The organism is Pseudomonas sp. UBA3149 (assembly GCF_002364655.1).
In the GTDB taxonomy this organism is placed as follows: Bacteria; Pseudomonadota; Gammaproteobacteria; order Pseudomonadales; family Pseudomonadaceae; genus Chryseomonas; species Chryseomonas luteola.
Genome location: NZ_DEYV01000027.1, coordinates 27,390 through 41,450 on the forward strand (window position 1 = coordinate 27,390; position 14,061 = coordinate 41,450).

The 14,061-nt window shown below is 52.4% G+C and carries 13 protein-coding genes; 7 read left to right on the forward strand and 6 right to left on the reverse strand.

The annotated features are described in order from the left end of the window. The first annotated feature begins 24 nt into the window (after nucleotides 1-24). From B3729_RS16750 to B3729_RS16760, 3 genes are all read left to right on the forward strand, one after another. A complete protein-coding gene (locus B3729_RS16750; protein ID WP_286788452.1) occupies nucleotides 25-1,248 on the forward strand; it encodes an MFS transporter in 1,224 nt (407 codons plus the stop codon). A gap of 409 nt (nucleotides 1,249-1,657) precedes the next feature. Next, nucleotides 1,658-3,367 (forward strand): YbaL family putative K(+) efflux transporter, encoded by a 1,710-nt coding sequence (gene ybaL / locus B3729_RS16755; RefSeq protein WP_286788453.1) that lies wholly within the window; start codon nucleotides 1,658-1,660, stop codon nucleotides 3,365-3,367. Between the two features lie 384 nt (nucleotides 3,368-3,751). Then, complete coding sequence (locus tag B3729_RS16760) at nucleotides 3,752-4,015, forward strand: PapB/FocB family fimbrial expression transcriptional regulator (RefSeq protein WP_010799106.1); 264 nt, start codon at nucleotides 3,752-3,754, stop codon at nucleotides 4,013-4,015. A 155-nt stretch (nucleotides 4,016-4,170) separates the two neighbouring features. Here B3729_RS16760 and B3729_RS16765 read toward each other — a convergent pair whose 3' ends face one another. Further along, complete coding sequence (locus B3729_RS16765; RefSeq protein ID WP_010799107.1) at nucleotides 4,171-4,620, reverse strand: PA2169 family four-helix-bundle protein; 450 nt, start codon at nucleotides 4,618-4,620, stop codon at nucleotides 4,171-4,173. Between the two features lie 358 nt (nucleotides 4,621-4,978). Next, nucleotides 4,979-6,136, reverse strand: coding sequence for an SDR family oxidoreductase (locus B3729_RS16770; protein WP_286788454.1), 1,158 nt, complete (start codon nucleotides 6,134-6,136; stop codon nucleotides 4,979-4,981). A gap of 618 nt (nucleotides 6,137-6,754) precedes the next feature. On the opposite strand from B3729_RS16770, the gene B3729_RS16775 reads away from it, so the two are divergent. The 4 genes from B3729_RS16775 (at nucleotide 6,755) to B3729_RS24815 (ending at nucleotide 8,697) form a co-directional block, all read left to right on the forward strand. Next, a complete protein-coding gene (locus B3729_RS16775; RefSeq protein WP_010799109.1) occupies nucleotides 6,755-6,895 on the forward strand; it encodes a hypothetical protein in 141 nt (46 codons plus the stop codon). A 469-nt stretch (nucleotides 6,896-7,364) separates the two neighbouring features. Further along, the gene (locus B3729_RS16780; RefSeq protein WP_286788455.1) at nucleotides 7,365-7,634 is read left to right on the forward strand and encodes a hypothetical protein; all 270 of its coding nucleotides are present in this window, start codon (nucleotides 7,365-7,367) and stop codon (nucleotides 7,632-7,634) included. 352 nt (nucleotides 7,635-7,986) lie between these two features. Further along, entirely contained in the window at nucleotides 7,987-8,394 is a 408-nt protein-coding gene (locus B3729_RS16785; protein ID WP_286788456.1) for a hypothetical protein, read from the forward strand. Between the two features lie 201 nt (nucleotides 8,395-8,595). Further along, the gene (locus B3729_RS24815) at nucleotides 8,596-8,697 is read left to right on the forward strand and encodes a pyridoxamine 5'-phosphate oxidase family protein (protein ID WP_409567382.1); all 102 of its coding nucleotides are present in this window, start codon (nucleotides 8,596-8,598) and stop codon (nucleotides 8,695-8,697) included. Nucleotides 8,698-9,039: 342 nt separating this feature from the next. On the opposite strand, the gene B3729_RS16795 is transcribed toward B3729_RS24815, so the two are convergent. The 4 genes from B3729_RS16795 to B3729_RS16810 all read right to left on the reverse strand — a co-directional run bounded on the left by B3729_RS16795 (nucleotide 9,040) and on the right by B3729_RS16810 (nucleotide 13,869). Continuing rightward, complete coding sequence (locus B3729_RS16795) at nucleotides 9,040-9,408, reverse strand: histone-like nucleoid-structuring protein, MvaT/MvaU family (protein ID WP_286788457.1); 369 nt, start codon at nucleotides 9,406-9,408, stop codon at nucleotides 9,040-9,042. Nucleotides 9,409-10,037: 629 nt separating this feature from the next. Next, nucleotides 10,038-12,263 (reverse strand): xanthine dehydrogenase family protein molybdopterin-binding subunit, encoded by a 2,226-nt coding sequence (locus tag B3729_RS16800; RefSeq protein ID WP_286788458.1) that lies wholly within the window; start codon nucleotides 12,261-12,263, stop codon nucleotides 10,038-10,040. Then, complete coding sequence (locus tag B3729_RS16805) at nucleotides 12,260-13,249, reverse strand: FAD binding domain-containing protein (RefSeq protein WP_286788459.1); 990 nt, start codon at nucleotides 13,247-13,249, stop codon at nucleotides 12,260-12,262. The genes B3729_RS16800 and B3729_RS16805 overlap by 4 nt, the downstream gene beginning before the upstream one ends. Continuing rightward, a complete protein-coding gene (locus B3729_RS16810) occupies nucleotides 13,249-13,869 on the reverse strand; it encodes a (2Fe-2S)-binding protein (protein WP_409438629.1) in 621 nt (206 codons plus the stop codon). The genes B3729_RS16805 and B3729_RS16810 overlap by 1 nt, the downstream gene beginning before the upstream one ends. Nucleotides 13,870-14,061: the final 192 nt, after the last annotated feature.

Here is a 14,061-nt window from a genome sequence, read left to right on the forward strand (position 1 = left end):
CAATGAGTATAACGAGTACCGTTCATGTCCGTGCCTACTGCCCAGGCTGACACTTCCATCCGTTCAGCCTCTGCCGCCAATCCCCTTGTGATGAGCATTGTTTTCTCTTGCGCGCTCGCGCACCTGATCAATGACCTTATCCAGTCGGTCCTCCCATCCATTTATCCCATGCTGAGGGAAAATTACGGCCTGACCTTTACCCAGGTAGGGCTGATTACGCTGACCTTTCAGGTCACAGCTTCTTTGCTACAACCGTGGATTGGTTTCTATACGGATCGCCATCCAAAACCGTTTCTGCTTCCGGCTGGCGCTGTCTGTACATTGATAGGTATCCTGATGCTGGGGTTTGTCGATACCTTTTCGACCATACTGGTAGCCTCGGCGCTGATTGGGGTTGGCTCATCCACCTTTCATCCTGAGACCTCGCGGGTTGCCCGTCTGGCTTCCGGTGGCCGCTTTGGTCTGGCTCAGTCTACTTTCCAGGTAGGAGGCAACGCAGGAACCGCCGTAGGGCCATTGCTCGCTGCAGCGATCATCATTCCTTTTGGTCAATCCAATATCGTGTGGTTCGGCCTGTTCGGACTCTTTGCCATCGGCGTGCAATATCGGCTTAGCCTCTGGTATCGGGGCCACTTAAATACGGCGGAAAAAAAGAAGGGGCGTGAAGCTACGCATGGACTTTCTCGGCGTCAGATCACGGGAGCCTTGGTCGTCCTGGCCTTGCTGGTTTTTTCCAAGTATATCTATATGGCCAGCATCACCAGCTATTTCACTTTTTATCTAATTGAGAAGTTTGACCTGTCGGTGGCTAGCTCCCAGCTGCATCTGTTCCTGTTTCTGGGCGCGGTGGCAGCAGGTACGTTCTTTGGTGGGCCCATTGGCGACAGGATCGGGCGCAAGGCGGTAATCTGGTTTTCCATTTTGGGGGCCGCGCCGTTTACGTTGGCCATGCCGTACGTTGATCTCTTCTGGACCAGCGTGTTGAGCGTGATTATTGGATTTATCTTGGCGTCGGCCTTTTCCGCCATTGTGGTCTATGCCCAGGAGCTGGTGCCCGGCAACGTAGGCATGATCGCCGGTGTATTCTTTGGGCTTATGTTCGGCTTTAGTGGGATCGCAGCCGCAGCGCTGGGCCATCTGGCGGACCTGCGTGGTATCGAGTACGTCTACACGCTGTGCTCATTCATGCCGCTCTTGGGGATTCTTACGATCTTTCTACCTTCTACCCAATCTAAACGCACGCATTGAGCCGACATCTAACGTACTCCAAGGGGCAATCTGCTTGCCTCTTGGAGTCGCTGAGTTTGTTCGCCCCTAACTAGAGGTCTCGGCTAACTTTTTATTGCTTTTCCTTTTGGAAATTCCTGTAGTCAAGATAACCACCAAAAGCAAACATGACAGCGCTCAAAATACCTATCGCAGCGTAGTTTGTTCCAATCTTCATCTTTATAAGGAAGTAAAGGCCGCTCAAGCCTGAACCCGTACGCGGGCACGGAGCCTAGCATTGTCCATCAAACTATTACCCATACCGAAAGGATGCCATTAACATCCTGTAATGAAAGGGCATTTTTTTAGCCAACCAGTAAGGGTGAATGAAAGTCCGGCCAGTTATGCTCATATCTAGCGGTTGAATACTGGACACGTTAGAAGGAGTTCTATGGAGCACAACATTCCCCTTATTACGACGATTGCTGCGGGACTTGTTGTCGCGTTGATACTGGGCTTTTTGGCCGAAAAGATGCGAATACCCGCACTGATTGGTTATTTGTTGGCAGGCATTTTCATTGGCCCGTCCACACCCGGTTTTGTTGCTGACATGCACATCGCCTCGGAGCTTTCCGAGATTGGTGTGATGCTGCTGATGTTTGGCGTAGGGCTGCACTTTTCCATTGGTGACCTGCTTTCGGTCAAGCGCATCGCCATTCCTGGCGCTATCGTACAAATGAGTCTCGCCACGGTACTGGGCGCTGTACTGGCTCACTGGTGGGGCTGGAGCTGGGGTAACGGCCTTATCTTTGGTCTTTGCCTGTCGTGTGCCAGTACTGTCGTGCTGCTTAAAGCATTGGAGGCGCGCGGAGTGCTAGACAGCATGAACGGCCGTATTGCCGTCGGTTGGCTGGTCGTTGAAGATCTGGCAACCGTACTGGTGCTGGTACTGCTACCTCCACTGGCAGGCATGCTCGGTAGTACCAGCGAAGCATTGCCCGCGCAGGACGGGCTACTCTGGGTAACGCTTGGGAAAACCCTCCTGCAGATCGTTGCCTTCGTCGCGCTGATGCTCATTGCCGGACGCCGAGCGCTGCCATGGCTGCTCTGGCAAGTGGCGCGAACAGGCTCTCGCGAACTCTTCACGCTAGCGGTCGTCGCGATTGCCATCGGTATTGCCTTCGGTGCATCCAAGCTCTTTAATGTATCTTTTGCGTTGGGTGCTTTCTTTGCCGGTATGGTAATGAGGGAGTCCAAATTCAGCCATCGGGCTGCTGAAGAGTCCTTGCCATTGCGTGACGCCTTCTCGGTATTGTTCTTTGTGTCCGTAGGGATGCTGTTCGACCCCATGATCCTGGTCCAGGAGCCGGTCCATGTGCTGGCCGTTGTGGCTATCATTGTGCTGGGAAAATCGCTGGCAGCGCTGGTTATCACATTGTCGCTACGCTATCCGCTCACTACCGGCATGACGGTAGCTGCGAGTCTTGCCCAGATAGGAGAGTTCTCTTTCATATTAGGCGGTCTCGGTTTGACGCTGGGGCTGCTACCGCAGGAGGGGATGAGCTTGGTATTGGCCGGTGCGCTCGTCTCGATTGCGATCAATCCGCTATTGTTTACCCTGATCGAGCCCGTACGCCGTTGGGTGCTGGCGCGCTCGTCGTTTGCACGCGAGCTTGAAAGCAGGCAGGACCCTTATGCTGAACTTCCCATGGATACGGACCGCAAATACCTGGAGCGCCAAATCGTTCTGGTTGGTTATGGACGAGTTGGGCGGCGGATAGCGAAGGTATTGGACGAACAGGGGATTCCTTACGTCATTGCCGAGCAGAACAGGGAAATGGTGGATCAGTTGCGTAAGGAAGGCAAAGCGGCTGTCTCCGGCGATGCTGCGGACCCTGCTGTGCTTATCCAGGCCCATATTGCCAAGGCTGCCATGCTGGTCATCGCAACTCCTGATCCACTCAACGCGCGCCAAATGGTAGAAACCGCCAAAACGTTAAATCCAGAAGTAGAGGTTGTCGTTCGTACTCACAGTGAGGATGAATCACAGCTCCTGCGGCGGGATGGAGCCGGTACGGTGTTCTTCGGGGAAGAGGAACTGGCGAAGGGCATGGCAAGTCATGTTTCAACTCGTTTTGTGGAGTTGATAGCTCATCGGTAACGGAGAGCGTATCCCAGACGAATCAAGTTTGAGGATTATGTACATAGCCATTATGGGCTAGTGAAGCAAGGCGTAGCTAATTACGCCTTGCTTCACTATTGGTGATGAGCGCTCAGATAAATTCCAACTCGTATATTAAGGTATAAATCTCAGTCTGCGAGGCTATAAGCGGTTTACCAAGCCTCTAACCCACATTGTGGCTTGAACATTCGATACACCAAAAGAGCAGAAAATTGGAGGTTCCATCTGCTAAAAACGAGCTATACTAGTGATCACCTATTAAGGTAACTCAGGTGTAGTGGTATCTAGAGGCGACCGGTCTCTATCCCAATGATTACTCGCCTATCTGTTACGTATACCTATCATGAGAATGCTGAGAGAGCCATGCGCGCCCGTACATTGTCCTTCTTGAAACCTGGAGCACTTGAGCGTGAGCACTTTGACCTGTTGCTGGAAGGTACTTCCATACGGGGGGAACGGGTTATTCGCGCCTTGGAAGACTTTCTGATAAAAGGTGTACCCGTAACCGAGGCCTGTGAGAGTAATGGGGTAAACCGCAGCCAGTTCTACCGCAGGCTTTATGCCCTAGAAAGCGAGAGTGAACGAGCGAGACGCTTGAGCAAGTTTTATAACTACGCCAGTGATTGATACCCAGCCTCCCAGGTTACTGTTGAGCTGGCGGAACGTAGATTAATGCTAGCAATTTTTGCTTGATATACGCGTCGTAGAAGGTGCTCATCACCGCTGAAAGCCGAGCCGAAAGAGAGCCTTTTGCAAGGCATCTCTTTGCGGCGCCTAAGGGCTTAGCTTGCTCGTGCAGCGTCTCTGAGTGCCTTGACCTGGTCATGGTTTCGTTGCACCCCTTGCAGCTGCCGCTCTACGACAGCGCGAACATCCGCAGGCAAATCCTTTTCAAGCGCCTGCTTGTAGCTCTTGAGAGCGACATCTTCGCCGCGCTCGCATTCATTAAGAATCGCTTCGTCACTCTTACCTGTAATTGATGATTTGATATCGACCCACTTGCGGTGGAGGGCGCCCGATACGCTGGCCTTTTGCTCCGGATCACCGCCTAGCTTGGTTACGAGTTGCTGAAGCTCGGTTGCAGCTGTGCTGCAATCCTGTGCGCGGGCTGCCATGGTTGACTTGAGTTTCGGATCCTTCAGGTCATCGGCGCATTCCTGAAACCCCTTGTAGCCATCCAGACAGGTTTCAATCAAGTCGTTCAGCTCAGAAATTACCGCTTTGTTATCCATAAAGATTACCTCCAGGCAGTTCAAATAGGTGTAGCCTGGTCTATACGACGAGGCTATTTAGCTGACCCGTTCCGGTGTGGCTTCGTTCAGTTCGTGATGGATGAACAGCGGTTTTGATGCAAAGGGAAGCTCTAAGCGCTTGGTTGTTTGAGCTGCACCAGGAGCGGATCAGCTACGGAGTAGGGCGCGTCCTCAATGGAGTCTAGGTGAGGCATGAAGCGCGCTACGTTATTGAATGAATGAGTTTAACGGCGTAGCAATTCTCTATCCGTTGCAGGCCCGATTTCGATCAATATGAAAATAAAATAGGCGAGAGGCTATTACTCAAGTCCTCTCGCCTTAGTCCTGTCAGCCCTGATTACGCGGCCCTAGCAGTCGCCAGTAGGGACAGTTCTTTTTTCATCGCTGCAATTATGGCAGTCCATTCCAGCTCTTCGACATCAATAGGAAACTTGGCGAGAGCGTCCTGTGACATCCACTGCAACGGCCGACGTACCTGGGCATCGTTGAAAATGAAGCGGTTCTCCATCGCGAATCCATACGCTTCAACGATGACTCTATTAAGCTTTGCCTGTTTTTCATTCAGGTGAGCCAACGCCTCGTCAAACTCGTACTGATTCTCGAAATAGCTGATATGGCCAGCCATTTCAGCCACCTGACCCAATGTAGGAATATTGCGTGTAGCGGATGAACAATGGATAACCTGAAACAGACTATTTGAAGGGTCTACGGCATTTGCCAATAGCATATTGACGCAAATATCCACGGGGATCATGTCGTTGATCGCCGTTTTCATGGATGCTGGAAAATGTTTAACGCCTCCAAGCGCAATGGATCGGATGAAAGCGGGCAAAGAGATGGAGAAATTGCAATAACCCTTACTTGGATAGGCCCAGGCGCCTGTGACTGAGGTAATGCGCGCGACCATAATAGGGAGGTGAGGGTAGCGCTGGTGTAATAGGCGTTCCATCAGATTCTTTGAATAGGCGTAAGCATTAGGCCATTCACAAAGCCTTGCGCTGCCTCCTTTCGTGACGATCTCTTCCAGTTCAGATTCCGCTGTTGAGTCCTGATAGATTCGTTCCTCGATATGCTCCGTCGCTGAGCGATTACATAGCGCCCAATAGCTGGATGTAACCAAAAATAGTGCACGTTTTTCAAAGGTAGCGACAAGCGTTGCACCCTGTAGAGCAGACAGCGTGTTGGCGTGTACCTGATCCTGTATGTTGGTATCCCAACGGGTATACGCAGCCAGGTGGAAAACAATGTCCACATCCTTCCTGATTTCCTGCAGCCAAGAGGTGGCAATGTCCCAATTTTCCTTTCTGATATCGCCCTTTATCCATACGACTCGTTTGTCATGAGCATAAGCTTGGGAAGGAGGCGTTGTATGATAAAGGCAGTAAATCCGACCGACACCTTCGAGTTTTTCCGACAGGGTCTTGAGCAACATCGAACCAATAAAGCCCGTAGCGCCGGTGATCAGTACATTCTTTCCTTCGTAAGCCTTGTCCACTGATGTTCTCCACATGGGTTTATTACAGGACAAGTGGCCAGGAGTTACCATGTTGCTTTAAGCACATGAACTGCCTGCGCCTGACCGCAAGTCAGCACATCCACACTTTAGACTCGTCGCATGAAGCCTTTATGAAAGGCCTGAGATAGAGCGGCAGGAACTGCTTGTGTAGGTTTTACACCACAGCCTCATTAAGCCTTAAATACAAAAGCTAGGGATAGCTTTAGCCAGTGAGTTACCTTTTTAGAAAACCTCTGATTTGCTCAAGTCTTCGTGTCAGCATTTGTGAACCGGCAAACGGATAATGCAAGAGGAGGAACAATCAGTCACGGAAGGGACTTAAAAGTGACGTTAAGCGCTGGCCATAAGCCAAATAGAAAATCTGATAGCAAAGTCATGACCCTATTTGACAACTTTAAAGTCAGTCGCAGGTAAGCCTTAGCTGCTTACTCGTACAGGTTCCGATCAAAGGCTACGTAACTTATTTTTTCAGCAAGGCAACTTTTTAATTTGGCTCTGTCCTACCATCTAGCGGCCAGTCACTAATTACCTATCTATTGAACGTAGGGATAGCAAAAGTCGCCAAGGGAATGGATAACATCAATAGAGGTGAGAATAATGACAACTACCCTCCAGCAGCGCCGTGAACAGTTGAATGCTCTAATGGAAGAGTCGCGGGCCAAGGCAAAAGCCTTGGGAATCCACTTTGACTTCAGGAAAGCGAGGCTCGCGGCGCGTAGCGTTGTGTTGGGTAAGTAAAAGGCAACATGGTTTAAAAGCCTGGCCGCGATGCGATAAAGACTGTCCGTTTCGTATCGCAAGAAATGCTGGTGCAGATTAGTCAGATAACCTGCACCACGCTTCGACACAAACCTGACGATCAGTGCGTTAGGGTTAGGGCACTGCGTTGAGTAGGTATGGCTAAGCAGTTCGTTTGAGTAAATCTACACATCACGAACCAGCCGTGCAGTATGTTCAGGTGCTTCTGCTTTAAACGAACGCCTATCTGCTTGTCGCTATAGACACGTTTCGTTCCGGTTGAGTGAGGTAATTTACTACAGGAGGAGGGCTCCTCTTGCATGATGGATAATCCCCTTATACAGTCTGCGCACCTCGCGAACGTTCTCCCTAGACAGAAATAATGAAGATGACAAGGATGGTTATCCGTCAAACGCGCCTAGCGTGTTATCCCTCACATGACGTCTAGTAATAGTTAGGTGTACGTAGCATGGACCCGATAGATCCCAATGACGAAATTGCAAAAGGCAGAATTGCTCTCTGGCTTTCCCCACAGCAGATCGCCTTTATCGCTAATGAATGGCGAAAAATTCCCAACAATGCGTCGCCGGAAGTAAAGGAATGCTGGAGCGATATCGCCTTTAGATCAATGTCCGCCCTACAAAAGGCGGGTGTTGCGTATGAACCGTTGTTTCCTAACGACAGTGATGCGTACCACCTAACTAGTCACTGCAGCGGACCCGCTAAATCGGGCCGCTGAGCTCAAACGTTAGGCAAAAAGATGAAAATGAGCCCATATTTGTTCATTTGCCTATTTGGCGGACTGTTCCTGCTCTTAGGCGCCAAGTTCATTTTTGGTATGCAGGCGCTACCAGCAGATTCTGACTCAAGCTGTAGAAGTGTCTGTGGCTTAGGACTGATATTTTCTCTAGTTTTCGGTCCTCAAACAGGTGCTTATGTCGTTGGAGTTATCTGGTCTGCAATCGGAATTTCTCTATTTGTCTTTGCCTATCGCACACGGCGGTAGCTTAGCCTAACAATGTTCAAGGTCGTTCGCTTCGCTCACTAGGACGGGCTAAAGCTCGCCCTTTAGCCAAAACATTAGAGATTTTATGCTTAGCGACCGTACGCTTGGTTTTTTGGAAGGTTTAGCAGCCGCGTCTAATACCGTATATCAAGAAGGCGGTCTTCTGTTTACCTTCAAGTTCGCTCACCAACAGGCGCATAGAGGTTTGGATGAGTCTTCAAGTGTGCGCTGCTTAGGCTTAAGCGATGAGGCTATCGAAGAATTGGCGCGTTTCTTCCAAGGCTCGCTTGGTCAGTACACTAAAGGAAAACCATCTCGAAACGCACTAGCAGTTGCCAATGCTTTAATTGAGCACCTTCAGCATGACCTCCAATTCCAATTTGCTGCTCTTCAGGTTGAGGACGAAGATTATGGAATGAGGGTCCAGATTGAAATGATTCAGCAGGCCAAAAACAATCTCTATTGTCTAGAACTTTGGTGGTCTGTCGATTAGGTTCTAATAGCGTGTTCAAATCGTTCTGTGCTCATTCGGACGAGCTACGTCCATCTTTGAAGCCGCTAGTGCTATATCTATTTCGAACCATACTACTGCCGTGCCTGGGGGCTTGATGCCTCACCGCGCAGAGTCACACATATTGAAGATAGTTGAACGCCATTACTACCGGACCGAAGAGGGAATAACCGAATCGACAGCTTGCGCAACATCATTCAGGATCCATGTGTAGCACTACTTTTTCTTCTCCCTGGTGTAGGCGAGACCCTTCGTGTAAACGGGACAGCTCAAATCACTATTTAGCTTGATCTTCTTTCGCATTTTGCTGTAAACAACCAGGCACCCAAAACAGTAATCCGGGGCAGCGTTAACGCTGTCTACTTTCAGTACAGTAGATTTATTATTCGCTCTGGGCTTTGGGACGATGCCAGCCATATCGGCCGGGCCACATTACCAACGCTGGGTCAAATATTGAAAGTGTTATCCAGGTCGGAAATTGATGGCGACGTCTATGACCGTGCGTTGCCTGGCCGGCTTGCGAAAATACCTTGTATTAACCCCTCTTTGCTCTAGCAGTAGCACTATAGGGCGTTACGGCCGCCTACTCTGCAGGTTGCTGAATAGGCAGCCGTATAAGCGTGGTACTTACTGAAGCCAGCCTTCAACCACGTCAGCACCATGCTCAGCCTTCCAGGCTTTGAGCGTCTTGTGGTTGCCGCCTTTGGTCTCGATCACTTCGCCTGTCTCCGGGTGCTTGTAACGCTTGACGGAGCGTGCACGGCGGGGTGCCTTTTCTGGGTGCGCAACCAAGCCATGTGGTTTGCGAGAATAACCCGGATCAATAATGGCAATAATGTCGCCCAGGTTTTTGCCATAATCGCTCATCAATGTTTGAAGCTTGGATTCAAACTCGATTTCACGCTGTAGAGATTCATCGTTTTTGAGAGATTCGAGTAGCTGTAGCTGGGCCTTTAATTGTTCTTCGGCAGCACGAAATTCTGCAAGCTTGGACATAAATACCTTAACGTTTATGATGTGAAAGTTTCACCCGGATACGCCTTAGCCGGCACGTCTGGATGACTTAAAATATAATAAGAAGCTGGCGCTAGTCTACGCGATTAATGTGGTCAAAAGTATAGTCGTTCAAACTTAAGTAACCGGCTTGCTCACCTGATTAATGAACATCTTTTTGAAGCAAGTCACTAAAGCACGGATCAGCGACCCGTTTCAGGCGAGAGCTGATTACTCAATAGCGCCTGCCACTGTTTCCCAGCTGCTTTGAAGTCGATGGTGTGTCATCAGGGTAGGTTAGTTATTTTTAGGCAAAAATAACATCATCAAGTAGGGCGCGGAGTCGTCTATTTAAAGCCTATGGTCTAAGACTACCTTAAAAGCAACCGCGGTGTATCGCATACTTTCAGCAATGATTGCACATAGCTTTAGTAAGACGTGAGTCTAAGGTAAAGATTGATTGTCTCGCCAGAGAGCCGTGCGCACTGATGATGAATAATGCCGCCTATTTATTACCACCTTAATGGGTACGAGATAGAAGGTTTTTGGTATTGATGGCAAGAGCTGATCCGACTGCGTGCAGGAAATACCTTATTTCGTAACCCCGGCGCCCATCCCTGGGCCGTGGCGGCTTATACAGCCTGGGGAATCTCATCCATCAGCTTGTCTAGGGTAATCGGGAGGTCGCGGATGCGTTTGCCGGTAGCGTGATACACCGCGTTGGCGATAGCAGCCGCCAACCCTGTAATGCCGATCTCACCGATACCGCGTGCACCAAACTCGTTGAGGGCATAGTCAGGATAATCAAGCAGTATCACGTCCAGTTCCGGCGGCTGGTCGGCATGTACCGGCACCATGTACTCGGCGTAGTCATTGTTGGTGGGCATGGCGTTGCGCTCGTCGTAACTGGTAGCCTCGAACATTGCCATGCCAATAGCCATTACGATCGCACCCTCCACCTGATTCGCAGCGGCCTTGGCGTTAATGACCTGACCGACATCTATCGCGCTGACCACCCGTGATACACGCAGACGAGAGATACCCGGGTCCCAACGTACCTCCACGAAATGAGCACCAAAGGAGCGGATCGAAACATCACTTTTATCCGCTGTCTCGGTTCGGGCTTCGCCTTCAGCACTGCTCAAACGCCGTGTAGTAAGCAGGTGGGCAAAATCCAGCGCGTCGCCATCCTTGACCAGCCGGCCATTAGCGAACTCCAATGCTTTGGGGTCGGCACCCTTGAATGGCCCGTCCTCTATAGCAAAGCTCTTTAGTTGCTCAATAGCGTCCCGGGTAGCCTCCGCCACGGCGGGTAGAACGCTGGCGGTTGCCCAGGAGCCGCCAGAAACGGGGCCGGGCGGAAAGGATGAGTCACCCAACTGTACAGTGATCTTCTCCAGTGGCAGGCCGGTGATCTTGCTCACGGCCTGGGCAACGATGGTATAGGTGCCGGTCCCGATATCCTGCGCGCCACAAGTGACGTAAGCCGTCCCATCGGCACGCAGTGATACCCGGGCCTCACAGGCGCAGCGCATGGCATCCCAGTTACAGGCCGCCAGGCCATAGCCGATTACCTCATGGCCGTCTCGCATCGAGCCGGGCTCTGGGGTTCGCTTGTCCCAACCAAATTTGGCTGCGGCCTTGTCGAAGGCTTCCTGAAGGTGATTACTGGACCAAGGCATGTCCTTGCTTTCGTCCCGAGTCGAGGCATTGAGTTTGCGAAATGCCAGCGGGTCCATGCCAACGGCCTCCGCCATTTCATCCATGGCTGACTCCAGTGCGAACAGACCCGGTGCAGCGCCCGGTGCACGCATGGAGGTAGGCGTGCCGTGGTTGACCTGCAAGGTCGCATGGGTAACAGCCAGGTTCGGGCAGCTGTAGAGGCTCTTGGTCACGCTACCGCAGCTTTCAGTGTTCTGGTCAGTAAAGGACGTGCTGTTGACCGATTCATGTCGTACCGACAGTAGCTTTCCCTGGTCGTCCGTGGCGAGCCGCAGTCGTTGCTCGGTGGCTGGACGATGGCCGGTGGTAGTAAACATTTGTGGACGTGGCACCACGAACTGTACGGGACGACCTACAAGTCGCGCGACAGCGCAAGTAGCAGGGGAGTGCGGCCACGCCCAGAGCTTGCTGCCAAAGCCCGAGCCTATAAAGGGCGATTGCAGTTCAACCTTGTCCGGGCTCAAACCAAAGATACGGGCTAAGGTGTTGCGGTGCACGATTACCGACTGCGTGGATTCATACACGAATAATCGATCACCTTCCCAATAAGCAGTCGTGGCATGCATCTCCATTGGGTTATGGGTTTCGACAGGCGTGGTATACGTGAAATCGATGCGATGGGCTGCCTTGTCAAAACCAGCCTGTGGGTCTCCGCGTGAGTAATCCGAGCCGGCAGTTTTGGGCGACTGCTCCTTTTTTGCTTGCGCGAGTGTGGCTAAGGTGGGTTCTTCCTTATATTCAACCTTGACCCTGTAGGCCGCTGCGCGGGCTTGTTCAAAGGAGTCGGCTACCACCATGGCCACGAACTGACCGGCGTAATAAACGCGGTCGTCCTCGAACGGCAGACGGCTTTCATCAACCTTCACAAGCCGGTCAATCTTAGCTGGGTTCAGCTTCATCTTGGGCGGGCGATAGAGTTCAGTGAAATGGCCGTGGTGGAAGATCCCGAGTACGCCCGGCATGCGCTGAGCCTCATCGGTATCGATACGGGTGACACGGCCGCTGGCGATGGTGCTGTAGACGCCATAGGCATACGCCATGCGTTTAAGTCCATGATCGGCAGTGTATTGGGCATGGCCGGTGACCTTGAGTCGCCCGTCGACTCGCCTGGGACCCGCGCCGATGATGTCGTTCATGCCATACCTCCGGTAAGTGTCTGCAGGTTACGTACGATGGCCTGCTGAGCCAGGGGGATTTTGTAGGCGTTGTGCCGATAAGGCGTGGCACCCTGTAGCGCTAGCTGCGCTGCACGGCGGAAGGTCTCGTCATTGGCGGGCTGACCGCGTAATGACTGTTCCGCTTCATGGGCTCGCCAGGGCTTGGTGCCGACGCCTCCCAGCGCAATACGCGCGTCGGTTATGCGATCACCCTGCATCTGCACGATGACGGCGCTCGACGCCAGCGCGAACTGATAAGAGGCGCGATCGCGCAGTTTTAGGTAGCCCGAACGGCTGCTGGCCAGTGGCGGTGCAAGCGTGATGTAAGTAATCAGTTCGCCGGGCGCCAAGGCGTGTTCACGTTCGGGGGTGTCACCGGGCAGCAGATGGAAATCGAGGAAGTCGATCGTCCGCTCACCCTTGGGACCTTGTACATGAACAGTCGCACCAATAGCCGCCATCGCCACGCACATGTCGGATGGATGCATAGCGATGCAGTGTTGGCTAGTGCCTAGGACAGCGTGGACCGAACGATGGTCACCCTCGATCGCCGAGCAGCCACTGCCAGGCTTGCGCTTGTTGCAGGGCGAAACGTTATCGCGAAAATAATGGCAGCGCACCCGCTGCATGACGTTGCCAGCCGTGGTGGCTTTGTTACGTAATTGTGTAGTGGCGCCTGCTAACAGTGCCTGAGACAGCACGGGATAGGCCTGGACAATGTAATTGTCTTGAGCCAACGTTGTATTGGTGACCAGGGCACCGATACGCACGCTGCCATCGTCCTGGCGCTCCAGTCTGTTGAGGCCTACACGGTTGATGTCCACTAGCCGTTCGGGCTGCATAACGTCAAGCTTCACGAGATCAAGGAGCGTGGTGCCGCCAGCCAGGTACATCGCCTGGTCTGACTGGCCAGCCTTTAGCGCTTGCTCGGTGCTGGTTGCACGATCAAATTGAAAGCTACGCATCAGCTGGCCCCCTTCACCTTGCCGCGGGCCGACTGTATGGCCGCAAGAATGTTTTTGTAGGCACCGCAGCGGCAGATATTGCCGCTCATGGCTTCGCGGACGCTGGAATCGTCGCTGCCAATGGAAGGGTCATTCAGGATCGCCACGGCACTCATGATCTGCCCGGAAGTGCAATAGCCACACTGATAAGCGTCGTGTTCCCAGAAAGCTTCCTGGACCGGATGTAGCTTGCCGTCTTTTTCTAGACCTTCAATAGTGGTGATCTCATCACCGTCATGGCTGACAGCCAGCGACAGGCAGGAATTCACTGCCGTCCCGTTCACATGCAGGGTGCAGGCACCACATTGACCGTGGTCACACCCTTTCTTGGTACCGGTCAGCTGCAGACGGTCACGCAGTACATCAAGCAGTATGGCGTTAGCAGGAACATTAAGTGTGTGAGCCTGGCCGTTCACCTTCAGGGTGATCCTTTGCTCGCCAGGTTGTAGAGGTTGCTGGGTATCGTCGACAGGTGCGGCCTGAATGGCCTGAACCCAAACTGGAGCCGAGGCGACGGCTAGGCTGGATACACCCACAGACTTAAGAAAGCTGCGGCGGTTGGGGGATATCGAGTCGCTCATGGAAGTCCTCATCGTTGGGACGTTCCGTCTCGCCACAAGACTCGACCCGCTCGAAAACGGCCGCGCATGCCTGATACATGCGTTATCCATTTGCCGACGGGGCTGGCTCGCAGCGATCACGGGCACGCCCATTCAGGAGTGGTCACAGACGGCTCACCGCTTCTGCGTCAGCAAGGCCGCTTTAGACGGACC

Bases quoted from the DNA above. Each gene is read 5' to 3' on its own strand.
- B3729_RS16750 (WP_286788452.1), top strand. From the start codon at position 25: ATGTCCGTGCCTACTGCCCAGGCTGACACTTCCATCCGTTCAGCCTCT.
- ybaL (WP_286788453.1), top strand. From the start codon at position 1,658: ATGGAGCACAACATTCCCCTTATTACGACGATTGCTGCGGGACTTGTT.
- B3729_RS16760 (WP_010799106.1), top strand. From the start codon at position 3,752: ATGCGCGCCCGTACATTGTCCTTCTTGAAACCTGGAGCACTTGAGCGT.
- B3729_RS16765 (WP_010799107.1), bottom strand. From the start codon at position 4,620: ATGGATAACAAAGCGGTAATTTCTGAGCTGAACGACTTGATTGAAACC.
- B3729_RS16775 (WP_010799109.1), top strand. From the start codon at position 6,755: ATGACAACTACCCTCCAGCAGCGCCGTGAACAGTTGAATGCTCTAATG.
- B3729_RS16780 (WP_286788455.1), top strand. From the start codon at position 7,365: ATGGACCCGATAGATCCCAATGACGAAATTGCAAAAGGCAGAATTGCT.
- B3729_RS16785 (WP_286788456.1), top strand. From the start codon at position 7,987: ATGCTTAGCGACCGTACGCTTGGTTTTTTGGAAGGTTTAGCAGCCGCG.
- B3729_RS16795 (WP_286788457.1), bottom strand. From the start codon at position 9,408: ATGTCCAAGCTTGCAGAATTTCGTGCTGCCGAAGAACAATTAAAGGCC.
- B3729_RS16800 (WP_286788458.1), bottom strand. From the start codon at position 12,263: ATGAACGACATCATCGGCGCGGGTCCCAGGCGAGTCGACGGGCGACTC.
- B3729_RS16805 (WP_286788459.1), bottom strand. From the start codon at position 13,249: ATGCGTAGCTTTCAATTTGATCGTGCAACCAGCACCGAGCAAGCGCTA.
- B3729_RS16810 (WP_409438629.1), bottom strand. From the start codon at position 13,869: ATGAGCGACTCGATATCCCCCAACCGCCGCAGCTTTCTTAAGTCTGTG.